The following is a 23,440-nucleotide window of genomic DNA, read 5'->3' on the forward strand; positions in this document are numbered from 1 at the left end:
CGTGCTCAATCGTCATCACCGTGCTTGAATGGCTGTGAGCCCAGCGCGGTTTGGCTTCCCGCCGCCGCTCCGGAAAGGCCAAGAATAGTCGGTGCTGCAAGTTTAGAAGCGACTGAGCGTTCGAGCCGCTTCGGCCCAGCGGACGTGGTGATCTCGAACTCCAGCGGCGCGTCGCCGGCAAGTTCTCCCAGACAGGTGAATTGCCCATTGACCGGCTTCAAGATCGACTTGTATTCGCGTTCCGCACGAATGCAGGGTGGGTCGGAATCATCGTCTTTGATTTCTTTGCTGCTTGCGATGATCGAGGCACCCGAGATCGGTTGGCCGAGCGCAGACCTTGCATCATCGGAGACCTCCGCATCTTCCCCGAAATCAGACCAGCTGTCCCACGAAAGGCTATGCCAGGAGCAATGGTGAGGCGCGATTAAGACGTCATACTGAAACTGAGTCGGGTCATCACCGTATTTGCCCCAGAGTTTCTCCCAGATACCGACCTCCGCATCGCCTCCGAGGAGATAGTAACTGGGGTATTGGAGATCTGTTTTTCCAAGGGAAATATTGATGACAATGCTCGAGTTGTTTTTGCTCAAGAACTCGGCTTCCTCGTCGTTCTCCGCCAGGATCGGAGCGAGAAGGTGCGCTGAGAACGTATTGTCAGTCACTCCTCTGATTGTCTGGAACACATCGCCACCCGTGACGAGAATTTCAGTCAAGTCGTCGGTTTTGCCGTCGATATCTTCGCCGAGAATTTTAATTCGGTCGCCATCATAGGCATAGCCATTCGCCCGGAACTCGCGAACCCGTCGACGCGCTTCCGCGGCCCATGCCTTAGCATCTGGGCAGAGCGAGTGTTTCCGAGATGCCCGACGGAAGATGATCGGTGATGACCACATCTCACGGATGACAATCTTATCGTCTGCCTTCTTCCACTGATCCAACGGGCCCAGGTGAAAGTGCTTTTCCAGCCCTCGGCAATGATCAGCGTCTGGATGGGTCAGCATAAAGGCGTCGATGTAGAGCCTACCATCTTCGTCGCGAGACAAGCGGTCTTTGAGTTGTTTGGCTACATCCGGTGCATCATCGTTTGGGTCATCGGCGGAAGCCCGAATGTTGATATCAACAACGATGAAGTTGCCTTCGCCTGTCTTGATTAGGGTCATGTCGCCGTTGTTGACTTTGAAATGTGTAGTCTTCGCTGTCATGGGTTAAGCCTCACCCGAACCTGTGTTGCTGATACGCGCTTAGGTCGAGTTGAATCCCCGACGATTGACGCACTGCCATTTCCGATGCGTTGACGGCATCCTTCTGTGCCTCCATAAAAGGTAGGGACGATTGGTGAACCAATCAAGTAATGCGATGCATCTTTTCTGGATGAATCGGAAAAGGAGACGAACGTATGACGGATATCGCGGACCGTGAGGTGAGATGGGGGGTTGCTAAGAGGTTAGAATTTATCGACTTTCGGCTTTTTTGGGATGGATCGTTTAATAGAAAAGATCTTGTGGATTTCTTCGGCATCTCGGAGCAGCAAGCGTCGTCCGATATCGCGCAGTACCAGTCTCGAGCTGAGCGAAACCTAAAATACGACCGAAGCCTCAAGAGTTTTGTCCGGACAGAAGGATACCGGCCTGAATTTATCGGCTCGTTCTCTGACCGATATCTTTTGCAGCTCATGGCGGTAAAGAACGGTTGGATGAGCGCATCAGACACTTGGTTTTCAGAAGCACCACCTGTCGACGTGGTGGGCTTCATCAAGCGGCGCGCGACCAGCCCAGACAAGCTCATCCAGATCCTAGATGCCATAAAGCAGAATGCTGAACTTAACATTGAGTACGCCTCACTGACGGGTACACCTGCCGGCACGCGATCGATCGCACCTCATTCATTTTTGTTTGCTGCGGGCCGCTGGTATGTACGTGCCTGGTCAAGAGAGCATAATGACTTCAGAGATTACAGCCTGAACCGCATCGCCAGCGCTGTCATTGTCGGACCTAGTAGCGTGACTGCTGATCTGGATCTTGAATGGCATCACACGATGGAGCTCACACTGGTTCCCAATCCGAAGCTAGATCTTGTGAAGCAGGCTGCAGTAGCAGTGGAATACGAGATGGTAGATGAGGAACTGCGAGTGCCGTCACGTCTAAGCGCGGCTTTCTACATCATCAATGAGCACAACCTAGACGTTGAGCCGGGGCTTCTGAAGCCCGAGAAACAGCAGCTGGTGCTTAAGAATCTCGATGAGGTCATCCAGACCAGAGAAGTCGTGCGGCGCTTGTCCGTGGAAGCGCTTCGAAGGGTTAAGACCGGGGGTTCTGAAGCATGACCGGCGCGCGCAGGCCTTTTGCATGACTATTTCGGCGATGTTATTGTTTGGCAGCCACGCTCGGGGTGATGAAGACATCTACTCTGATACCGATTTGCTGCTTATTTCACACGATGATGGGCCGCAGCATGTCCAGAAGGGGCATTTGTCAACATCAATCTATCCCCTACACGATCTGCTGAGACGAGCGAAGGACGGCGATTTATTCGTTTGTCATATCACACGCGAGGCAAAAGCGATCTATGATCCGTGCGACCAGCTCGACCTGTTGCGAAAACATTTTGTTCTGCGTGAATCCTACAAACATGAAATCGCCCAAGCATCGGACCTTGGCTGGTTCATTGTCGACTTCGGGCGGCAGAGCCATCATCAGGCTCTCCTCAATCGACGGATTGCTTGGTGTGTCAGGACCATTCTGATTGCAAAGTCAGCGGAACAGAAACGGCCCGTTTTTGCCGCTACAGAGTTAGCGGCATTCGCCGCTTCCAGTGAGGTTTTGAGGCTTATAAAGAACAAAGAAACAGATCGTGCTGATCCTGAAGCGTTATCAATGCTCGGCACTTTTTTATTGTCATTCGGTGCAGCGAGAATTCACCCTAAAGTGTCGAGTTATGGAGAGTACCTGAAACGCTTCTCCGATACCTCAAATAACGTTGCTCTTTCATTGATCAAAGCTGAGGCTGCATCGCAGACCCTTAATTACTAAGTAAGCACTTACATTCTGCGGCAATCTAGCGTGTCGCTATGGAGCGCTACCAGCAAATGTGGAATACTCTTGGCTCGTTAGGTCGTGTGATCCTGGTCAATGGATAGAGCTGACAGAACGGAGAGACGGCGGTAGACTGGTCATGGTCTGCAAACCAAACAACGCGCGGAACTCAATGAGCACTCATACTGACTTCTATGGCGATCTTTCCTGTGAAATCCATGTAGATTGTGCCGACAGCCATTATAAAGGAACCTTGCGATACAAGGTCTTCGATATCGGGCACCTCACGGCCCCGAACATCGATCTTCTGCGTTCTCAGTTTCGAGCTATTTGCGATATGACCGACGCAGGGGCTATGATCCGCTATGGCATCATCTTGACTGGGTACCATAATCGAGATTTCAAAGGAGATGTGCTGTTAGTCGACGGCGAAGTTCTGGGGGAGTGGGCCTCAGATGAGTTCGAGTGGTGCCATTTCACAGCGACTGACAGCGCTGAAGTGACCCTGAGCGCACCGTCTCCATGGATGTTGCATGATGCAATTGCAGACTGGAAAACGCCTGATGGTCTCGCGGGACTTGTTAACGGTAACCAGTGATATTTGTGGGCGACAACACTGATCTAGACGCCGATTATCGACTTCAAATCCTTTAAATCTCGCAAGAGGTCCTCGCGCATCTTTGTCGTGTAGATGCGCGCGATCTTTCCCTGATTCTGTCGATCAACAATCTTTTTAAGATCAGAAAGCCTGTTTTTCCAGGTCATGCCGTCTGTTATGAACAAAAGGTAAGTGTCTCGACGCATTGCGTCGATGATGGCATCAAGATCACCAATTATGTCGGTCATCTTCGAACCAGTAGCCCCATAACCCTTCACTTCGATGACGATCCTCGGTCGGCTCTTGTCCGGTACGGCGACGTCGCATTTGGCCGTTTTACCGTCTGCACCCGTGAAAGTGCACCGTGTCTCGTAGCTCTCTCCGAAAACTTCTTTCACCATCGCCTCAGCGAAGTCCTCCAGGCCGCGACCGCGGCGTTGGCCTTGAATGGCAGATCCCCTGCCAGACCGAAGGCGCTCGACAAGAATGTCGCTCCAAACCGGTTCGTAGTTGACAGTTGTAGCCATTGCCTCGCGCAGTTGTAGGCTTTCAAGTGCGGAAATGAACGTCGCCCGGTCGGACTTATAGCGTTTAACACCGATTCCACCCTTGCCGAGGATCCGGGTAAGTTCCGCTTCCATGCTGTCTTTCGAAAGAGCTAGAAAAAGGCGACTGCAAAGGAGGCCCCGTTCGAAATCATCATCCAGCAATGCTTCTATGTCTGAGCGGGAGTAAGAAGCCTTTTGCGGGATCTCTGACAAGGTGGCGATCGCTTCTGCCGCTTTGTCGTCCATCCAATCAACCGCGAGAGGGCTTAGGCTATCTATGACTTCTTCCAGAGACTGGTCTTTAGACTGCATTATTGCCCCACGATCAGATACTCAACAACGTTGGCCCGTGCCACTTTGCTGTGGGTGCCAAAATGGTATCGGTGAGGCTTCTCGAAGACAGTGACTGAAGTTTTGTGCTTTCCCATCAATTCGACGAGCTGCTCGAGATCTGGAAAGCCGTTTGAACTGTACGAGAGTGCAATTTTGCTTTTTGCAAAGCGGCCAAACATACGGTCGAAAGCATCGACTGCTTCTTTGCGGTAGCTGAATGGCGTGTACCGCTTAGCGATCTTCTTGACCTTTGTCGTCTTATCGATCGGCAGGCCTTGCCAGTAGCAAGAGAGGCCCTCAAGGAAGTGGTATCGCTTGGTGTAGCAGTTATCGTCTGATCTCGGCACGTATGGGGGGTCTAAGTAGACGAGGTCAACCCGCTCGTTTGACAACTCGAAGATGTCGGAGCGAAGAGCCTTATTTCGGCGGCCGTTGTCGAAAACGGCATTGTTGTAAACCTCGATTTGCTCCAGGAAGTGCTCCTCGACTGACAGTCTCAGATCGCGGCGCCCATCATCATAATGTGAGAGATCGCCGGATATTGTGAAGACGCCACGTGGCTGACGCTTGAGGCAAGACCTAAACAAGGCCGCAAATGCCAGAGCCTGCTCGTAGGGATCCTGAAGCTGCCGAATGTTTCCCGAGATCCGGTCCAGAAATCTTAGGTCATCCCTTGTGTAAAAGACGCCGTCGAAATTCTGTTCGATGAAATTGTGCGCTGGGGGGGTGCCATCAATCAGGCGGCGGATTGCTTTTCCATCCAAGTGCACTTTGTTGTTCGCGATTGTGGCCCGAGCGACCAAGCTCGAAAAGTTCATGAAATCGGAGGCTATCACTCGACGATCCATGGATTTGAACAGATAGCCAACACATCCTGTACCGGAAAATGGATCCAGAACGCTTTCAAAATCCAGTCCGTTCAAGGTCTCAAATATCCACGGCAGTAGCCGCGATTTCGATCCCATATAGCGCAGATCAGGGTAACGGGTTGCGCGGGTTGGCAATTCGTTAGGCTTCTGCACAGGTGTAGGAGCTCGAAGCGGTACAACATTAGATGCCAAGTTCACTTGGAGCCCCTCATGCATTGTCGTTCATTTTCAGCTGGACGGGTAGTGATAGAATCGCTCGTCCGACCATAGGAATAAGGTGTAGCCGATATGAGGGATCTGATCAAAGATAAGGACCTCGTCTTGGTGCCACAGTTGAATGACGGAGCGGGCATCTAACGCGCTGAACGACGATCCTTTTGCGGTGACATATCGCTCAGCGCGTTAGATGGTCGTTTGTCAGACCAATATATCCAATACAGTCAGTAGGTTCAGCATTCGTCAATTCATTTGAAGGTTCGAATCCTTTCAAGAGCTTAAGGATCAGCATTGGCGCATTCTTTTGAACCAGCGTACGACCATCACCATCATTCCGGGATATTGAATGACCGACGGAAATAAGCTCTGACAGCATCCATGGCAGGGCTGAACTCGGCGTTCCGCTTCCAGGCCAAGCCGACATCCATGGAGGGGATCGGATCGGTAAGCAGGATCGTTTCGATCCGTCTGCCTTCAAGGGACCAAGGGCGGTGCACCATGTCCGAGAGGATCGCGACACCTTGTCCATTTGCCACCAGCGAGCGCACGGCCTCCACCGATGACGTTCGAAGCGTGATTTTTGGGAGATACGGGGTCTGGCTCCAGTACTTCATGGAGCTGTGTGACGCCTCGTCGACTGTTAGCATGATGTAATCTTCCTCTGCGACGTCTCTCAGGCCGATCTGGCTTTCGCTCAGCAATCGATGGCGTGCCGGCACCCAGAGGCGGCGCTGCGAACTCAAGAGTTTTTCGGCGATCAGCTCCGGGTTAAGGATATTGGAGGTCAGCATCACGGCAATGTCGTAACGATTGGCCAAAAGCCCTTCCTCGACCGATTCCCTGTTCATCTCAAAGAGCTGGATCGATAAGCCGGGAAATTGGCGTTTCATGCGCTCGATGTGGAAGGGCAGGAAATAGCCCATGACGGTATATGTCGCTGCGATGCTGAGCGTGCCGGTAACTTCTTCCGAAACGAAGCTGGGCTGCGTCGCCTCCTCTACCTTGCGCATGATCTCATAGGCTTGGGATAAAAACCGCCGACCGGCGCCGGTCAGGTCCATGCCATGCGGCGTGCGATCAAAAAGCGCTGCACCAATCGTCTCTTCCAGATCTTTGATAGCGGTCGTTACCGCCGACTGCGAAATCGCCAGATTGATCGCGGCCTGAGATACCTGTCCCGCTTCTGCCGTGGCGACGAAGTAGCGAATTTGGCGAAGGCTGAGCGACATTGGAGTTCCAATCTGTTTCGTTTATGTCGGCCATTGGAAAATCAGATGGCGGGGTAGAATGTCCGAAATGTCCTGCTATCCAATACGTGCGAAAACTAACTAAATTTCTGATATCGTGAGCGATTTCTATCGACAGCGCGGACAATACGTCATCTGAATTTTCGATATCTTGCTTCTGAAAATAGAATTTTTCAAATGATTTAATTCTTCCTACCATTTTCTGATCAAAACAGAAGCGTCACCGGTGTGTGCGTAAAAAACAGGCAGGACAGGGGCGAAACGTGGCACTCGAAGTCGTGGACATTAATTGCGATATGGGCGAAGCCTTCGGTCGCTGGCGCGTCGGGGATACGGACGACGATGTGCTGATGGGGCTCATCAGTTCCGCCAATATCGCGACGGGATTTCACGCCGGCGACCCCAATCTGATGGACCATACGGTGCGCACAGCCGTGCAGCATGGCGTCGGGATCGGGGCCCATCCCGGCTATGACGATCTGCAGGGTTTCGGTCGTCGCAAGATCAATGGAACGGCCCGGGAACTGGTCAATGACGTGGTCTATCAGGTCGGAGCCCTGCGCGAATTTGCTCGGCGCCACGGGGCGCGCCTCCAGCACGTGAAGCCGCATGGTGCACTGTATATGGAGATGGCGGTCAATGCCGAACTGGCACAGATCTTCGTTGAGTATATGCGCACCGTCGCGCCCAATGCCTATGTGCTTTGCATGGCAGGGTCTGCCACAGAAAGGGCAGCGATCGAGGCCGGCCAGCCCGTTGTGCGCGAATTCTATGCCGACCGGGATTATGACGAGAGCGGGTCGATTGTCTTTACCCGCGATGTCGGACGCCCGGATGCTGCAGCGATCGCCCGCAAGGTGGTGCGCGCCTGCACCCATGGTACCGTCACGACAGTGAGCGGCAAGGACATCGACATCCCCTTTGAAAGCATCTGCTTCCATTCCGACACGCTCGGCGCACTCGATATCGTCCGCCAGATGCGTGAGGCTCTGGTTGCGGAAGGCATTCGGATCGCGCCCCTGTCCGAAATCATCAAGTAACCGGAGACAAAGATGAGCAAGCTCGAGATCAGATCGCCACTTCCCGGCACCTTCTACCGCAAGCCGGCTCCGGATGCCGCTGAGTTCAAGGCCGATGGCGAAACCGTCGCTGTTGGCGAGGTGATCGGCCTCATCGAGGTGATGAAGACTTTTCACGAGATCCGCGCAGATGTCGCCGGTGCAGCCGTCGTCTTCATCGCCGAAGACAATGAACCGATCATGGCCGGCCAGGTGATTGCCGAGGTCGAGGCATGACCATCCGCTCGATCCTTGTCGCCAATAGGGGTGAAATCGCGGTCAGGATCATCCGGGCCGCAAAGGCCCTCGGCATCCGCACCGTGCAGGTCTATTCCGCCGCCGACCGGGACATGCTGGCGGTGAAGATGGCCGATGCTTCGGTCGAAATCGGGCCGCCGTCTGCCGCCAAGTCCTATCTCAATATCGCAGCCGTGATGAAGGCCGCTGCAGAGACAGGCGTCGATGCGGTTCATCCGGGGTACGGTTTCCTCTCCGAGAATGCTTCCTTTGCGCAAGCGGTGGTGGATGCAGGCCTCATTTTCATCGGGCCGAGTGCGGACGCCATCCGACTGCTCGGCGACAAGGTCGAGGCTCGCAAGGTTGCCAAGAAGGCCGGCGTACCCACTGTGCCCGGATCGGAAGGTCGCATCGACGATCTCGACGCCGCCCGCGCTGTTGTCGCAGGGATCGGGTTTCCGGTGATGATCAAGGCGGCTGCCGGTGGTGGTGGTCGCGGCATCCGCATCGCCGAGACCATAGAAGATTTCGAACGCCATTTCCCGCAGGCTTCCGCCGAAGCGCTCGCTGCCTTCGGTGATGGCGGACTTTATGTCGAAAAGGTCATCACTCGTGCCCGGCATGTCGAGGTCCAGGTACTCGGTGACGGCATGGATGCGGTCCACTGCTTCGAGCGCGAGTGTTCGCTGCAGCGTCGCCGGCAGAAGGTCTGGGAAGAGGCGCCAGCCTTCCGCCTGCCGGATGCCGTGCGCACAAAACTTTGCGCCAGTGCGGTCGCACTTGCTCGTGAGGTCAAATATCGCGGCGCCGGTACGGTCGAATATCTTTATGACGAGGCGAGTGGAGAATTCTATTTCATCGAGGTCAATACCCGCATCCAGGTCGAGCATCCGGTGACGGAAATGGTCACGGGCATCGATCTCGTGCAGGAAATGATACGCATTGCAGGCGGCGCCAGGCTTTCGGTCCGTCAGGAAGAGATCAAGGTCCAGGGGCACGCCATCGAATGCCGCATCAATGCCGAGGACCCGGCGCGCGGCTTCCTGCCGGCACCCGGCACGGTCGAGGCGCTGACGGTTCCGGAAGGTCAGGGCATCCGCTTCGACACCATGCTCTATGCCGGCTATCAGGTGCCGCCCTTCTATGACTCGCTGCTCGGCAAGCTGATTGTCTGGGGCGAGACCCGCGAAAGATGCATCGCACGCCTGAGCGAGGCGCTGCAGACCTTGGAGATCAAGGGGCTCGCCACGACCATCCCGTTGCACCAGGCGCTGGCTGCAGACCCCGCCGTCACCTCTGGCGATGTCCATACCCGGTTCCTCGAACCCTGGCTGGACACCGCGTTCCAGACCGCTGTTCCACCAAAGGAGGTTGCGTGATGCCCATGCGATATACATTCGGCGGCGACGAACATCTGTTTGTCGAATGCTCCGATGAAATGTCCCTCGATGCCTTCTTCAACTCGATGGCGATGACCAACGGCATCCGTGAGGCCGGAATCAAGGGCATTACCGAAATCTGCCCGGCCAATGCCTCCTTCCAGATCAAGTTCGACCCCGACGTCATTCATCCAAACGACATTTTGAAGGAAGTGCAGGCGATCGAGCTTGCGGCGGCCAAGGCCGAGCCTGTGATCTCCACCCGCATCGTCGAAATCCCGGTCTTTTACAACGATCCCTGGACCCATGAGACGCTGATGCGTTTCCGCGAGCGCCATCAGGATCCCTCGGGTACCGATCTCGACTATGCAGCCAGGATCAACAATTACGGCTCGGTTGACGATTTCATCAAGGCCCACGCCGGCTCGCCCTGGTTCGTCTCGATGGTCGGTTTCGTTTCCGGCCTGCCTTTCATGTATCAGATGGTCGAGCGTCAGCGGCAGATCGAAGTGCCGAAATATCTGCGCCCGCGCACGGACACCCCGCGTCTGACTGTCGGCCATGGCGGCTGCTTTGGCTGCATCTATTCGGTGCGTGGTGCTGGCGGCTATCAGATGTTCGGCATCACGCCGATGCCGATCTACGACCCGACCCAGACGACGTCCTACCTGAAGGACTTCATGGTCTTTTTCCGCCCCGGCGACATCGTCAAGTTCAAGCCTGTCGATCGCGACGGCTACGATCAGGCGGTGGAAGATGTCGACAAGGGCCGCTTCTCCCCGCCGATCCGCGAAGTGAAGTTCGACCTCAACGAATTCAGCAAGGGCATCGACGGCTACAACGCAAAGCTGGAGGACATTCTCCATGGCCATTAAGGTTCTTCATCCGGGTCTTGCCACCTCCATCCAGGATCTCGGTCGACCGGGTTATTTCCACCTCGGCATCCCGCTCGGCGGCGCCATGGATCGGCTGGCGCTGAAAGCTGCCAATCTGCTTGTCGGCAATGACGAGGGGGCTGCTGGCCTCGAAGCCGTCTTCATTGGACCGAAGCTCGAGTTTGAAAAGGATGCCATGGTCGCCGTCACCGGCGCCGACATGCCGATCAAGGTCGATGGCGAGGAAAAACCCGGCTGGACGGCCTTCAAGGTCAAAGCAGGCCAGGTCCTGACCTTCGATTATCTGAAGACCGGTGCCCGCATATACATCGCCATATCAGGCGGCATCGATGTGCCGCTGGCACTCGGTTCCCGCTCGACCTATGCCATCGGTGCGCTTGGTGGCCTGAACGGTCGGCCGCTTGCTGCTGGCGACGATCTCCCCGTCGGGCAAGCGCGGAGCGCGGTTGAAGGAAAGTCCATTCCCGAAGTTTTGCGCCGCAGGCCCGGAATGCCGGCCGAACTGCGCGTCCTGCCAGGTCTCTACTGGCATCGCATCACCGAGGAAGCGGGCCGGAACTTTTTCGAGGACACCTGGAAAGTGGCGCCTGAGGCCGATCGCATGGGTTACCGCTTCCGAGGCGGTCGCAAGCTCGATTTCGTCGATCGTACGCCGCCCTTCGGCGCAGGCTCCGATCCCTCGAACATCGTTGACAGCTGCTATCCCTATGGCTCGATCCAGGTCCCCAGCGGCACCGAGCCCATCATTCTGCACCGCGATGCCGTCTCCGGCGGCGGCTACTTCATGCTCGGCACGGTGATTTCCGCTGACATGGATCTCATCGGTCAATTGCAGCCACACACACCAACGCGGTTTGTGCAGGTGACGATGGAGGAGGCGTTGACAGCGCGCAAGGCGCGGCAGGCAGTCCTTGCCAGCCTTCGTGAAGCGCTGGCGTAGGAGGCTCCAATGGTCTCGGTCGCTGTGCTGTGTTCATTCCTCGATCCACCGGATGGATCAATCGAGAACCGGTGTCAGATAGGCGGCCGTGACGCTGGGGCCGGGTACGATGGCGACGATCTTCATCTGGGCGATCGTGCGGTTCAGCGAAGCTTCGAGATGCGTTTCCATCATCGATACAGCAGCCTCTGTAGCGCCACGCAGAAGCAGTTCCGTGATCAGTCGCAGTTCCGTAATAATCGCGGGATCGCCAGGCAAGCCAAGACGGCGCAGCAGGCGGTCCGTGGCAATCACCGGCATGAGGTTATTGCGCACCAGGTCCTTCAGCCTGTCGTTCGGAGCCGTAAGGACGCAGCACTCGATGAACTCGGACTGGATGGTCTCGATCTCGCTGAGCGATCCCGCGTTGCTCGTCGCCTCCGTGGCGCGCAAGCGGTGAAGAAGGGTTTCGAGACGTCTCGGGCTTATGGCGGCCGCGCCAAGGCGGATTGCCGGCGGCTCCAGTATTTTGCGCAGCACGAAATGATCCTTGACTGTTTGCGCCGTCAGCGGGCCTGCAATCCAGTGCGAGCTTTGGTTCTTTCGCACAAGCCCGCGTTCGCGCAGGCGCGTCAGCACATCGCGGACCACCGTGCGGCTAACATTGAAATGGTTGGCGAGCTCGATCTCGATAATGCGATAGCGTCCGAACACGACGCAGCCGGCAACATCCGCCTCTACGGTATTGTAAATGCGCTCCCAGGAGGAGCGGCTCTGCAGCGCCTCGTCGGCGTGGCGGGGAACCACGAGCCCAAGCGACTTGATATCGGTCCTGTTCGGTTCGCTATCCGTGCCTGGTGGTCCAACAAGGAAGCCACGACCGGAAAAGCGATGTACCAGCCCTTCCGCTTCCAAAGTCTGCAGGGCGCGTTGCACCGGGGCGCGCGAGGTTTGCAGAATATCTGCAATCGGCCCCTCCAGCAGGACGAGCCCTGGTGGCAGGGTGCCCATTTCGATGTTGCTGCGAAGCACGTCTTCGGCGATCTCGTAGCGCCGCTGCGTGCTGCTGGCTGCCTGATCTTCCTTCATTTGCTCCGTCGTCTGTCGCCTCGATGGTGAGCCGCACTCTGCCGTATTCTGCCGCATAAGGAAAGAATTTCACAAATGAATATTGAATACAAAATCGGCTAAGGCTGGAGTCGAGGCGCTTAGCGTCTCGCTCCAGGGTCCCGGACGGTTATTGACTAAGAAACAGACGATGTTGGAGCGAGGCGCGCTGATTTGCGGGCCTAGTGGCGCGCGGCCGGCTGCAGTGGCCTCGGCGAGGCGCCAGATCGGCAGATCATATCGAGTGGATTCTATCAAATTCGACGGCCGAAAATCTATCTTCGAATTATTTAAAAAAGTCTATTGAATACAAAAATCATTCATGGCATGGTTTTGAAAGTCAAGGCGCCCGGAAGAGGCGCCGAGTGTGGAACGAAACGAAAATGCTCAGGAATATCGCTGTGGCGCGCATCTGACGATGCGTGAACGGTAGCTTTTGTGTTCATCGCACGCGTATCGCGTCCGGTGGGAAGCGGAGCTGTGCGCAGGTGGTCTTCCGGCTAACAACTGGTGGAAATAAACGTGTCAACCGTCCTGCAACTCAAGAACGTGCGTAAGGCTTTTGCCGGCGTGCCTGCCTTGGTCGGCATCGATGCAGCACTTGCCGGAGACACCTACATATCGCTGCTTGGACCGAGTGGTTCGGGCAAGACCACGCTGTTGCGCATCATTGCGGGCTTCGAACAACCTGATGGCGGCGAGATTCTCTTCGCCGGCAAACGCATTGACACTGTGCCGCCGCACGAGCGCGGTATCGGCTTTGTCTTCCAGAACTTTGCGCTCTTTCCGCACTTAAGCGTCGCGCAGAACATTGCCTTTGGTTTGGAAAACCGTGCTATTGATCCGGTCACCGACCAGAAGGTCGTCGCGGCCAGGGTCCGTGAGATGATCGCTCTGGTCGGTCTCTCCGGGCTCGAGGATCGTGCAACCACGCAGATCTCCGGCGGTCAGAAGCAACGTGTAGCTCTTGCCCGCACGCTGGTGACCGAGCCGAGCATGGTGCTGCTCGACGAGCCGCTCGGGGCCCTTGATGCAAATCTGCGCACCCGCATGCGCGGCGAGCTCAGAGCGATCCGCGAACGCTGCGGCGTGACCTTCCTGCATGTCACGGGATCTGAGACCGAGGCACTTGCCATGGGCGATACCGTGCTGGTGCTCGACCGTGGCCGCATCGCCCAGTCCGCTGATGCCGGCACGCTCTACAGCCAGCCCGCTTCCGCCGACGTTGCCCGTTTCCTCAATTGCTACAACATCTTTACCGGCGAAGTTGCAGGCGAAACTTTCCGCAGTGCCGTGGGCAACCTGCCGCTCGGTGGTCAGCACCAGTCCACGGGCCAGCCGGCCTATGCCATCCGCTACGATCGTGTCTCGATCCGTCCATTGGGCATGCGGCCAGCTGGCGACGAGGTTTCGATCGAGGGCAGTTTCGTGGCCAGCGAGTATTCCGGGGCGGCGATCAATTCCTTTTTCGCGCTCGATGACGGTCGCGTTTTCGAGGTGGAGACGCATCTGAGCCATTCGGCGCCGGACGCCTACGAGGAGAAGAGGCGCTATGCGCTCGCCTGGAAACGGGAGGACGCCCTTGTCTTCACCTGAGATGTCTTCACCGGAGATGCCTTGGCGTGGAAACCCGTGCCTCGCACCCGTCCCTGCCGCATCGGAGAATGAGAGATGACGATGGCCGCTACCAGCCATGACATGCCCGTCGAGACGACGGAAAACCCGACCCGCCGGCAAAAAAACCGCGGCTTCTGGCTGTTGGCACCCGGCGTCCTCTGGATGCTGTTGTTCCTCGTCGCGCCAATCTTAATGATGGTCTATGTTTCCTTCTGGACGCAGACCACTTTCAAGATCGAGCCGACGCTGACGCTGAAAAGCTGGGTCACCTTCTTCTCATCCGAGACCTATCTTAGCGCACTTTGGACCACCATCCGCATCTGGCTGATCGTACTCGCCTGCACACTTCTTGTGGGCTATCCAGCGGCACTCTTCGTCGGGCTTTTCGTTAAGAACAAGACGCTGTCCACGGCACTGCTGGTCCTCTGCGTCATCCCGTTCTGGACCTCTTTCCTTATTCGCGTGCTGGCCTGGCGGCCAATGCTCGGCAAGGAGGGTGCCATCAATATGATCCTGATGAAGATCGGTGTGATCACCCAGCCGATCGAAGTCCTCCTGTTTTCCGAGCTGTCAGTCATTATCGGCATGACGCAGATCTACTGCGTGTTCATGGTCGGGCCTATCGCCTTCATGCTCGGTCGTATCGACCCCGCGGTCATCGAGGCGGCGCAGGATCTCGGTGCCAGCTTCTGGCGCATCTTCCGCACGATCATCCTGCCGCTCTCCATGCCGGGCGTGGTCGTCGGCGCCATCTTCGTCTCGGTCATGGTTCTCGGTGAATTCGCCACATCAGCTGCGCTATCCGGCCGCAAGGTCAATCTGCTCGGCAATATCATCGTCACCCAGGTCGGATCCTTGAAATGGGCCTTCGCCGCTGTCGCCGGCGTGGTGCTGACCGTTCTCATGGGCGCGGTGGTAGCCGCCCTGTTGAGGGTCGTCGACCTCAGGAAGGAGCTCTGAGCCATGAACGCATCCGGCATCAAGCTTGGTCTCGGCGTTTACACCGCGCTGTTCATCGTCTTCCTGTATGGGCCGCTGGTCGTGCTCGCCATCCTCTCGTTCCAGACTGGACCGGAAGGCGGGCCGCAGTTCCCGATCATCGAATGGTCGACCTATTGGTACAAGCATCTCTTCGGTCTGACGCCACCGTCGCGCATCGCGCCGTTGCCGATCGAACAGGGCCTGGTCCGCTCACTGGCGCTTGCGGCCATGACCATGGTCGTCTCGACCGTGCTCGGGGTTGCGGCCGCTCAGGCCTTTCGCCAGAAATTCCGTGGCTCCGGCATCGTCTTTTATCTCATCGTGCTCGGCATGATGGTCCCCGGCGTACTCGTGGGTCTTGGCATGGCCCTCGTCGCCAATACTCTTGGCATCGACCGACACTGGTGGGGCACCGCCTTCGTTCTACACGTCGTCTACACCTTCCCCTTCGCCTTCCTGGTGATGTTGGCAATCTTCAACCGGTTCGATCCGAGCGTTGAGGAAGCAGCCTGGTCGCTCGGCGTCACACCTGCACGGACCTTCCGCAAGATCACCTTTCCGCTGATCTTCCCCGGCGTGCTCTCGGCCATGCTGTTTGCCTTCACCCTCTCCTATGACGAGTTCTCTCGCACCCTTTTCGCCTCAGGCCGTGATCTGACGCTGCCATTGGCGATTTATGGAACCTTCTCGGTGGAAGTGCACCCCAACGTCTTTGCCTTTGGCGTGCTGACAACACTGTTTTCCTTCGCGCTGCTCGGCACTTATGCCCTGCTGATGGGGCTCTCGGTCCGCCGGGCGCGGCGCATGGCAATCCAAGAGGAGGCGTAATGGCTGGTTGCGCACTCGTCACCGGTGCAGGTTCCGGGATCGGCCGGGCCATTGCCCTCAAGCTCGCAGCTGATGGCTACGCCGTTACGGTCAACGACCTCTCCCTTTCTCGGGCAGAGGCGGTTGCCGCCGACATCAAGACGAAAGGTGGCCAAGCGGTCGCTGTGTCCGGCGATGTCTCAAACGAGGCTGATGTTTCGGCAATCCATGCAGCCGCCATCGCCGGCCATGGCGAGGTTACGCTGCTCGTCAACAATGCCGGCATCGCTCACCAATCATTGTTCGAGAACCTGGAGGTTGCCGATTTCGATCGGATGTTTGCCGTTCACGTGCGCGGCACCTTCCTCATGACCAAAGCCGTATTGCCGGCCATGCTGGCTTCCAGCACGGGTGCCATCGTCAACGTTGCATCGCAGCTCGGCCAGATTGGCGGCATCGAACTGGTCCACTATTCCAGCGCCAAGGCCGCGATCATCGGCATGACCAAGGCGCTCGCCCGTGAAGTGTCGAGCCGCGGCGTGCGCGTCAACGCGGTTGCACCCGGGCCGATCAACACGCCTCTCGTCATGGAGCTCTCGGAAGAATGGCGTGCTGCCAAACGTGCCGGCCTGCCGCTGGGTCGGTTCGGTGAACCGGAAGAGGTGGCCGAGGCGGTCGCGTTCTTAGCCTCACCGGCGGCCAGCCTGTTTGTCGGACAGACCCTTGGGCCCAATTCCGGCGACGTCATGCTTTGATTTCGGAGAGTGAAATGACTGAACAGAAAAAGCGCATCGTGATTGTTACGGGGGCCGGGATCGGCATCGGCAACGCTGCCGCCAGGGCCTTTGCGGCGCTCGGTGATCATGTCGTGGTCACCGATATCCTCGAGAGACAAGGGCAAGATACCGCAGAAGCGATAATGGCCGCCGGGGGCTCTGCCGAGTTCCATGTCTACGACGTGCGCTCGACCGAGGCGACTGACAGGCTCGTTGCGGATGTCGAGGCACGCCATGGCCGGATCGATGTGATTGTCGCCAATGCTGGCATCGCCCACCGTACCCCGCTTTCAGCCCTCACCGATGAGAAGTGGGATCTCACCTTCGACATTGACCTCAAGGGTATCTTTCGGCTCGTGCGGGCGGCGGCCCCTGGCATGCGTGCACGCCGTTCCGGCTCGATCATTGCGCTCTCCTCCATCATGGGCGTTGCCTATGGCTGGGACGAGCATGTGCATTATTCCGCTGCCAAGTCCGGCGTCGTCGGCCTCGTGCGCGGACTCGCCGTCGAAATGGCACGCGAAGGCGTGCGCGTGAATGGCATCGCACCCGGTTACATCCGCACCGCCCAGCTCCTTTCGGAAGAGAATTCGCTCGGCCCGGCTGGTGCGGAAAAAGCTGCCGAGTTCATTCCAATGGGGCGGCTTGGAACGCCTGAGGACATCGCTGATGTCGCGGCGTTCCTGGCTTCTGACAACGCGAGATACATGACTGGCCAGGTGCTGGTCGTGGATGGCGGCCTACTCGTTGGCCGTTACTGAACGGCCCCGGATTCGGGGCGAATAAGAGGTCGCGGACCTCGGGGAACAATAAACAAACTGGAGAAGAGACATGTTCAAGTCGGAAATAAATCGCCGCTCGCTCCTGAAGCGTTCGGCTGGCGCCATGGCACTTGCCATGGGTGCCGGTACGCCCTTCCTGTCCTCTCGCATGGCCTTTGCGCAGGCCGCTGACCTCGCCGGTCAGCAACTCCGCACCATCGGCCTTTCGGTAACAGTACAGGAGCGCATCCTCGAAGAATTCAAGAAAGCGTCCGGCGTCGGCACGACCTCGGGCACGGCTGCGACTTTCCCAGATGCGCAGACTAAGATCCTCTCGGGTTCCAAGGATTACGATTGCTGGGAAATCATTGCGGAGCGTCTGCCGTCGATCACCATGACCGACAATGTCGAGCCGATCCCTGCCGCATCGCTGAAGAACTGGGCCAATATCCGCGATACCTTCACCACGCCCAGCGACAAGTGGGATCGCTCTGCGCAGATCATTGGCCAGATCTGGGCCGATGAGGCACAAACTGTGCTCAATATGGTTCCGGCCGTCTATAACTACGACTCGATCGGCTACAATCCGGACGTTGTCTCGGCAGAAGAAGCCAATACTTGGGCCTGCATCTTCGATCCCAAGTGGAAGGGCAAGTCGGGCCTTAACACCGACCCGCTCATTGCCTTTGGGCAGGCGATCATGGCGATGAATTCGCTTGGCCTTTCCGATGTGAAGAACCCAGGCAATCCGACGACGGCCGAAATTGACGAAGCCGCAGCCTTCCTTATCTCGAAGAAGAAGGAAGGCCAGTTCCGGGCCCTCTGGGGTGACTTCGGCGAACTCGTCAACCTGATGGCCTCGGGTGAAATGGTCGTCTCCGACGCCTGGCAGCCAGCCGTCATGGCCGTCAAGGCGCAGGGCAAACCAGCCAAATATGCCGTGCCGAAGGAAGGCTATCGTGGCTGGGCCATCGGTCCGTCGATGATTGCCGGAACGACCAACAGGGAAGCCGTAATTGCCTATGCCGACTACTGGCTCTCGGGCGAACCGGGCATCACCGTTTCCGAACAGGGCTACTATTCGCCGTCCACCAATATCAAGGATGTCATGGCGCCGGAAAAATACGCCTTCTGGTACGAAGGCAAGCCCTGGGTCGGCGCGGAAGAGCGCGGCATTAAGGAAGGCGATCTGCGCGACGGCGGCTCGCTGGAAGAGCGTTCGAAGAACGTGGCTTACTGGCACCAGTGGCCGGAAGAATATGACCATCTCATCCAGAAGTGGGACGAATTCCTCAACGCATAATCCCAAGACGTGCGGACCGGGGCGAGTTGCCCCGGTCCCCGGCCCTTACTTCGGGAGACCCCAATGATTTTCGACCTGGAACTCAACAAAGTCGGCAAGATCTACGACAATGGTACGCCGGCCGTCATCGACTTCAACATGTCTGTGAACAAGGGTGAGTTCATTGCTTTCCTCGGTCCATCCGGTTGCGGCAAGACCACGACGCTTCGAATGATTGCGGGCTTCGAGGGCATCTCCTCAGGCGATATGATGATCCGGGGCGAGCGCATGAACGACGTTCCGCCGCAGCGCCGCCCGACATCTATGATCTTCCAGAACTACGCACTCTTTCCGCACATGACTGTGCGCCGCAATGTCGGCTACGGGCTGGAGGTGAAGGGCTTGGCCAAAGCCGAACGCGAGGCAAAGGTGGACCGCATTCTTGCAACACTCGGTCTTGAAGACATTGCCGAGCGTAAGCCAGATCGGCTCTCCGGTGGCCAGCGCCAGCGTATCGCGCTCGCCCGAGGCCTCGTCGTCGAGCCGGACATCCTGTTGCTTGACGAGCCGCTAGGCGCGCTCGACGCCAACCTGCGCAAGGCAATTCAGAACGAACTGAAGCTCCTTCAGAAGAGCCTCGGGGTCACCTTCATCTTCGTCACTCACGCCCAGTCGGAAGCGCTAGCCCTGTCTGACCGTATCGTCGTGATGAACCAGGGGCGCGTGGAGCAGGTCAGCCCTCCGCATCAACTCTACACCCGACCGAACACCCCGTTCGTTGCCCAATTCATCGGCCGCAATACGGTCCTGTCGGGTGAGGTTGCCGGGCAGGAAGGGGACGACATCATCGTTTCTACCGGGATTGGCACACTGGCGGGTCAAGCGAACGGGACAGTTGCCAGCAAAGGCCGCGTCAACCTCGTCATTCCCGCCGAAGCTGTCGAGCTTCATTGCGCTACACGTCGCGAGGCGCTGGCGGGAAATCGCAATCTTGTCGATGCCCGCATCGAGCGTTCGGAGGTTGTGGGACATATCGCCCACCTCGTCGCACGGCTCGGCGATGGCAAGGCCGTGTCCCTCGAAGCCCATGTCGACAAATATCCCCCGGGGCAATTCCCGGCCGGGAGCGATGTATGCCTGAGCTGGAATCCGGCCGAAGCGACGGTCATCCCAGCTCAATAACCACCCAATAACAATCAGGAAAGAAGGAGAAGTACCCATGGCTAAGGAGATTTTTTGCAGCTTCGGCGTCGACGTTGATGCGGTTGCCGGCTGGCTCGGCTCCTATGGCGGCGAGGATTCGCCAGATGATATCTCACGCGGCCTTTTTGCCGGTGAGGTGGGCAGCCCGCGCCTTTTGAAGCTGTTTGAACGTTTTGGCATCAAGACCACCTGGTTCATCCCGGGCCATTCGATCGAGACCTTCCCGGAGCAGATGAAGGCGGTGGCTGAAGCCGGCCATGAAATCGGCATTCATGGCTATACGCATGAAAACCCGATCGCCATGACGCGCGAGCAGGAAACCGAAGTTCTCGACAAGTGCATTGACCTCGTCACCAAGCTCTCCGGCAAGCGCCCAACCGGCTATGTCGCGCCGTGGTGGGAATTCTCCAATGTCACAAATGAATTGCTGCTTGAGCGCGGCATCAAATACGACCATTCGCTGATGCACAACGACTTCACACCCTACCGCGTGCGCGTTGGTGATAAGTGGACCAAGATCGACTATTCGAAGAAGCCATCGGAGTGGATGGTGCCACTGACCCGCGGCGAGGAGACCGATCTCATCGAGATCCCGGCTTCGTGGTATCTCGATGACCTGCCGCCGATGATGTTCATCAAGAAGGCGCCTAACAGCCATGGCTTCGTCAACCCGCATGACATCGAGCAGATGTGGCGTGACCAGTTTGACTGGGTGTACCGCGAAATGGATTACGCCGTTTTCCCGATTACCATCCATCCTGACGTTGCCGGCCGCCCTCAGGTCCTGATGATGTTGGAGCGCCTCTACGCCTACATGATCAAGCATCCGGGTGTTAAGTTTGTCACGATGAACGAGATCGCCGACGACTTCGCCAAGCGTTTCCCACGCAAGTAAACCTTAAGAGGGGGCGGGGTTGCCTGCTCCCTCGCAAGACATGAGGCAGGAAGACCATGTGTTCTCTTTGTGGTGTCATTGGCGGCAACGAACACTGGACGGATGCCGTGGCACGGCCGGGCGTCTATACCCGTAATGTCGAAAGGTTCGACCGTCGGCGTGAGCGGGCACGCCGTGTGTCGGCCGCAAACCGGGTCCTGTCCGCCTTCGGCATGAGCATATCCGATTGGCAGGGTTCTTCCTTCTTGCTTTCCACCCGCACCGGCAAGAACGAAATCATCGAGGACCTCGGCCATTTGTGGCCGGCCGCCGAGCAGCTCTCGGGACGGATCTGCGATCCGCTGGATCCGGTGTTAATTGCTCGCCTGGAGGAGGGGCGCCATGGGTGATCTTCCCGCATTCACCCCCGTTCACCTGCTGACTGGTTTTCTCGGTTCTGGCAAGACGACGCTTTTGCGACGTTTGCTGGCGGATCCGGCACTCGCAGATACGGCCGTATTGATCAACGAATTTGGAGAGGTCGGGCTCGACCATCATCTGGTTGAGCGGATCGATGACACGATGGTATTGCTGCAATCTGGCTGCGTCTGCTGCACTGTTCGTGGTGAGCTCGCCGAGGCGCTAAAGGACCTCTATTCCAAGCGAGACCTTGGCTTGGTGCCGCCTTTCTCGCGTGTGATAATCGAGAGCACGGGCCTTGCCGATCCGTTCCCGGTCCTGTCCACCCTGAAATCCGATCCGGTCCTACGCCATCATTTTCACGCTGGTAGCGTTGTTACCACCGTCGATGCCGTCAATGGCCTCAGGCAGCTTAACACCTATGTGGAATCGAACCGTCAAGTGGCGATCGCCGACCGCATCGTTGTCACGAAAACGGATCTTTCTGCGACCGGCACTTCGGCTCTGCTTTCGCGGGTTGCTGAGCTTAACCCTGATGCCTCCACGCATATCTCGGGCGACGAGGGGCCGGATGCAGACACCTTGTTCTCGGAGGATCATCGCGGCGCGCAGCTGCAGTCTGCCTCTGGATTTTACTGCGATGCACCGGCAACCCTCCAGACGGCCGAGGGCGTTGCGCATACGACTGCCATTTCCTCTTTCGTGATCACTTTCCAGGATCCGATAGACTGGACTGGTTTCGGGGTCTGGCTCACCATGTTGCTCAACTGTCACGGCGAGCGTGTCCTTAGGGTCAAAGGCATCCTCAATCTTGCGGGGGAAGAACGCCCGGTAGCTGTTCACGGCGTGCAGCATCTCGTGCACCCGCCGGTGCATATGGAAGCGTGGCCATCGGCTGATCGAAGCTCGCGCCTCGTCTTTATTGTTGACGGTCTCGACACGAACCTGTTGAAACGGTCCTTCTATGCCTTCGCACTGCCGGGGCATGCGCAGGGCCGCCTGCCGCCAGAAGCAGCCGTTGGGGCCCAGAACGTCTAGAGTCCTTGATGAACAAGCATTCCCCGTATCCAAAATCTGCCGCGCCCGCCATTCATACGGCGGGCAAGCCGAAGTTGCGCGTGCTGGGCACTGCCATATCCCTTTTGGAAGAGCTGCGCATAAAGGCGCAAGCAGATCTCGGCATCGACGTCGTCTTCGACAACAATGATTTCGTGGTCACCCAGCACAAAGCTGCGCAGGAGCCTGACAGCTACGACATCTATGATCAGTGTTTCCATAATCTGGACATCGTCTGGTACTGGCGGGCGGTGCAGCCGATCGAGATTGAGCGGATTGCTCTGTGGGACGAGATCAACGACCTGACCAAGACCGGTCAGATTGGCCCGAGCGCACGCATGGGGCAGGGGGATGTGCCGGCCCGCAAGCTCTATGTCCAACCCAACTTGGCGCTTGGTGACATGCCGACGGGACGCATCTCCATGCTGCCAACGACCCATAACTTCGACAGCTTTGCCTATCGCAGCGACGTGGTGCATGGTGTGCAATCTGTGGCCAGTTGGGCCGCACTGCTAGGCGATCGCTGGGCGGGGCGTTGCGCGTTGGTCGATGAGCCGGCGATCGGGATTTTCGATGCAGCTCTTGCCGCGCAGGCCGCCGGCTTGATGAGCTTTGGCAATATTGGCAACATGACCGTCGCCGAGATCGATCAGTTGATGGATATCCTGGAAGCGCGCCGCAAGGCAGGCTTCTTCCGCAGCTTTTGGCGCACAGCCGAGGATGCCGCCCGTCTGATGATCGATGGCGACACCGACATCCAGAGTATGTGGTCGACTGGTATCGGTATTCTCAATAGCAAGGGATTGCCAGTGGAGCAGGCCGCGCCCGTGGAGGGCTACCGGGCCTGGCATGGTGGCTTGTGTCTGTCGCGCAGTCTTTCTGGGCGCATGCTCGATATTGCCTACGATTATCTGAACTGGTGGATTTCCGGCTGGCCGGGCGCTGTGGTCGCCCGCCAGGGTTACTATATCTCTACCCCTCAACGCTCGCGAAGCCACATGACCGCGGCCGAGTGGGATTACTGGTATGAAGGCCTGCCCGCTAGGGAGGACCTTCCAGGACCTGACGGCGTGATCCGTATCAAGCGCGGCTCAGTCCGCAGTGGCGGTAGCTACTGGCAGCGCGCTAACGGGATAGCTGTGTGGAACACGACCATGGATGAACACAACTATCTTGTCCGTCGCTGGATGCAGCTTGTCGGACGCGCAGAGAAGGACATTTGAC

At 57.6% G+C, this 23,440-nt stretch carries 24 protein-coding genes; 19 read left to right on the forward strand and 5 right to left on the reverse strand.

Features of this window, described 5'->3' with window-relative positions; translation table 11 throughout:
- Positions 1-5: 5 nt before the first annotated feature.
- Complete coding sequence (locus ACQKP1_RS20875; RefSeq protein ID WP_427276854.1) at positions 6-1,202, reverse strand: metallohydrolase; 1,197 nt, start codon at positions 1,200-1,202, stop codon at positions 6-8.
- A gap of 194 nt (positions 1,203-1,396) precedes the next feature.
- Here ACQKP1_RS20875 and ACQKP1_RS20880 point away from each other — a divergent pair, with 194 nt between their 5' ends.
- From ACQKP1_RS20880 to ACQKP1_RS20890, 3 genes are all read left to right on the forward strand, one after another.
- Positions 1,397-2,323 (forward strand): helix-turn-helix transcriptional regulator, encoded by a 927-nt coding sequence (locus ACQKP1_RS20880; protein ID WP_427276855.1) that lies wholly within the window; start codon positions 1,397-1,399, stop codon positions 2,321-2,323.
- 22 nt (positions 2,324-2,345) lie between these two features.
- Entirely contained in the window at positions 2,346-3,029 is a 684-nt protein-coding gene (locus ACQKP1_RS20885) for a hypothetical protein (protein ID WP_427276856.1), read from the forward strand.
- 175 nt (positions 3,030-3,204) lie between these two features.
- The gene (locus ACQKP1_RS20890) at positions 3,205-3,630 is read left to right on the forward strand and encodes a hypothetical protein (protein ID WP_427276857.1); all 426 of its coding nucleotides are present in this window, start codon (positions 3,205-3,207) and stop codon (positions 3,628-3,630) included.
- A 23-nt stretch (positions 3,631-3,653) separates the two neighbouring features.
- Here ACQKP1_RS20890 and ACQKP1_RS20895 read toward each other — a convergent pair whose 3' ends face one another.
- From ACQKP1_RS20895 to ACQKP1_RS20905, 3 genes are all read right to left on the reverse strand, one after another.
- The gene (locus tag ACQKP1_RS20895) at positions 3,654-4,424 is read right to left on the reverse strand and encodes a DpnII family type II restriction endonuclease (RefSeq protein WP_427276858.1); all 771 of its coding nucleotides are present in this window, start codon (positions 4,422-4,424) and stop codon (positions 3,654-3,656) included.
- Between the two features lie 65 nt (positions 4,425-4,489).
- Entirely contained in the window at positions 4,490-5,596 is a 1,107-nt protein-coding gene (locus ACQKP1_RS20900; protein WP_427276859.1) for a DNA adenine methylase, read from the reverse strand.
- A 329-nt stretch (positions 5,597-5,925) separates the two neighbouring features.
- Positions 5,926-6,825, reverse strand: a complete 900-nt coding sequence (locus tag ACQKP1_RS20905; RefSeq protein WP_427276860.1) for a LysR family transcriptional regulator — start codon at positions 6,823-6,825, stop codon at positions 5,926-5,928.
- Positions 6,826-7,106: 281 nt separating this feature from the next.
- Here ACQKP1_RS20905 and ACQKP1_RS20910 point away from each other — a divergent pair, with 281 nt between their 5' ends.
- Genes ACQKP1_RS20910 through ACQKP1_RS20930 form a run of 5 tightly spaced genes read left to right on the forward strand, consistent with a single transcriptional unit; the run spans position 7,107 to position 11,353 of the window.
- The gene (locus ACQKP1_RS20910) at positions 7,107-7,883 is read left to right on the forward strand and encodes a 5-oxoprolinase subunit PxpA (protein ID WP_427276861.1); all 777 of its coding nucleotides are present in this window, start codon (positions 7,107-7,109) and stop codon (positions 7,881-7,883) included.
- A gap of 12 nt (positions 7,884-7,895) precedes the next feature.
- A complete protein-coding gene (locus tag ACQKP1_RS20915) occupies positions 7,896-8,138 on the forward strand; it encodes an acetyl-CoA carboxylase (RefSeq protein WP_427276862.1) in 243 nt (80 codons plus the stop codon).
- On the forward strand, positions 8,135-9,517 hold the full coding sequence (locus ACQKP1_RS20920; protein ID WP_427276863.1) for an acetyl-CoA carboxylase biotin carboxylase subunit: 1,383 nt from the start codon (positions 8,135-8,137) through the stop codon (positions 9,515-9,517). Before ACQKP1_RS20915 ends, ACQKP1_RS20920 begins: the two co-directional genes overlap by 4 nt.
- The gene (locus ACQKP1_RS20925) at positions 9,517-10,392 is read left to right on the forward strand and encodes a 5-oxoprolinase subunit B family protein (RefSeq protein WP_427276864.1); all 876 of its coding nucleotides are present in this window, start codon (positions 9,517-9,519) and stop codon (positions 10,390-10,392) included. Before ACQKP1_RS20920 ends, ACQKP1_RS20925 begins: the two co-directional genes overlap by 1 nt.
- Positions 10,382-11,353: a biotin-dependent carboxyltransferase family protein gene (locus ACQKP1_RS20930; protein WP_427276865.1), complete on the forward strand. Its 972-nt coding sequence runs from the start codon at positions 10,382-10,384 to the stop codon at positions 11,351-11,353. The genes ACQKP1_RS20925 and ACQKP1_RS20930 overlap by 11 nt, the downstream gene beginning before the upstream one ends.
- 57 nt (positions 11,354-11,410) lie before the next feature.
- On the opposite strand, the gene ACQKP1_RS20935 is transcribed toward ACQKP1_RS20930, so the two are convergent.
- Positions 11,411-12,421 carry a GntR family transcriptional regulator gene (locus ACQKP1_RS20935; RefSeq protein ID WP_427276866.1) on the reverse strand — a complete coding sequence of 337 codons (1,011 nt, stop codon included), beginning with the start codon at positions 12,419-12,421 and terminating at the stop codon, positions 11,411-11,413.
- A 540-nt stretch (positions 12,422-12,961) separates the two neighbouring features.
- Here ACQKP1_RS20935 and ACQKP1_RS20940 point away from each other — a divergent pair.
- From ACQKP1_RS20940 to ACQKP1_RS20990, 11 genes are all read left to right on the forward strand, one after another.
- Positions 12,962-14,035, forward strand: coding sequence for an ABC transporter ATP-binding protein (locus ACQKP1_RS20940; RefSeq protein WP_427276867.1), 1,074 nt, complete (start codon positions 12,962-12,964; stop codon positions 14,033-14,035).
- A gap of 102 nt (positions 14,036-14,137) precedes the next feature.
- Positions 14,138-15,016: an ABC transporter permease gene (locus ACQKP1_RS20945; protein WP_427276934.1), complete on the forward strand. Its 879-nt coding sequence runs from the start codon at positions 14,138-14,140 to the stop codon at positions 15,014-15,016.
- A gap of 3 nt (positions 15,017-15,019) precedes the next feature.
- A complete protein-coding gene (locus ACQKP1_RS20950; RefSeq protein ID WP_006727833.1) occupies positions 15,020-15,865 on the forward strand; it encodes an ABC transporter permease in 846 nt (281 codons plus the stop codon).
- Positions 15,865-16,599 (forward strand): SDR family NAD(P)-dependent oxidoreductase, encoded by a 735-nt coding sequence (locus ACQKP1_RS20955; RefSeq protein WP_427276868.1) that lies wholly within the window; start codon positions 15,865-15,867, stop codon positions 16,597-16,599. The genes ACQKP1_RS20950 and ACQKP1_RS20955 overlap by 1 nt, the downstream gene beginning before the upstream one ends.
- A gap of 14 nt (positions 16,600-16,613) precedes the next feature.
- A complete protein-coding gene (locus tag ACQKP1_RS20960; protein WP_427276869.1) occupies positions 16,614-17,381 on the forward strand; it encodes an SDR family NAD(P)-dependent oxidoreductase in 768 nt (255 codons plus the stop codon).
- A gap of 70 nt (positions 17,382-17,451) precedes the next feature.
- Positions 17,452-18,684 carry an ABC transporter substrate-binding protein gene (locus ACQKP1_RS20965; protein WP_427276870.1) on the forward strand — a complete coding sequence of 411 codons (1,233 nt, stop codon included), beginning with the start codon at positions 17,452-17,454 and terminating at the stop codon, positions 18,682-18,684.
- A gap of 63 nt (positions 18,685-18,747) precedes the next feature.
- A complete protein-coding gene (locus ACQKP1_RS20970) occupies positions 18,748-19,845 on the forward strand; it encodes an ABC transporter ATP-binding protein (RefSeq protein WP_427276871.1) in 1,098 nt (365 codons plus the stop codon).
- Between the two features lie 37 nt (positions 19,846-19,882).
- Complete coding sequence (locus tag ACQKP1_RS20975) at positions 19,883-20,761, forward strand: polysaccharide deacetylase family protein (RefSeq protein ID WP_427276872.1); 879 nt, start codon at positions 19,883-19,885, stop codon at positions 20,759-20,761.
- Between the two features lie 56 nt (positions 20,762-20,817).
- Positions 20,818-21,150 (forward strand): hypothetical protein, encoded by a 333-nt coding sequence (locus tag ACQKP1_RS20980; RefSeq protein ID WP_427276873.1) that lies wholly within the window; start codon positions 20,818-20,820, stop codon positions 21,148-21,150.
- Positions 21,143-22,198, forward strand: coding sequence for a CobW family GTP-binding protein (locus ACQKP1_RS20985; protein ID WP_427276874.1), 1,056 nt, complete (start codon positions 21,143-21,145; stop codon positions 22,196-22,198). The genes ACQKP1_RS20980 and ACQKP1_RS20985 overlap by 8 nt, the downstream gene beginning before the upstream one ends.
- Positions 22,199-22,206: 8 nt before the next feature.
- Positions 22,207-23,439: an ABC transporter substrate-binding protein gene (locus ACQKP1_RS20990; RefSeq protein WP_427276875.1), complete on the forward strand. Its 1,233-nt coding sequence runs from the start codon at positions 22,207-22,209 to the stop codon at positions 23,437-23,439.
- Position 23,440: the final 1 nt, after the last annotated feature.

It is taken from the genome of Allorhizobium sp. NPDC080224, from assembly GCF_050281005.1.
Classification (GTDB): Bacteria; Pseudomonadota; Alphaproteobacteria; order Rhizobiales; family Rhizobiaceae; genus Allorhizobium.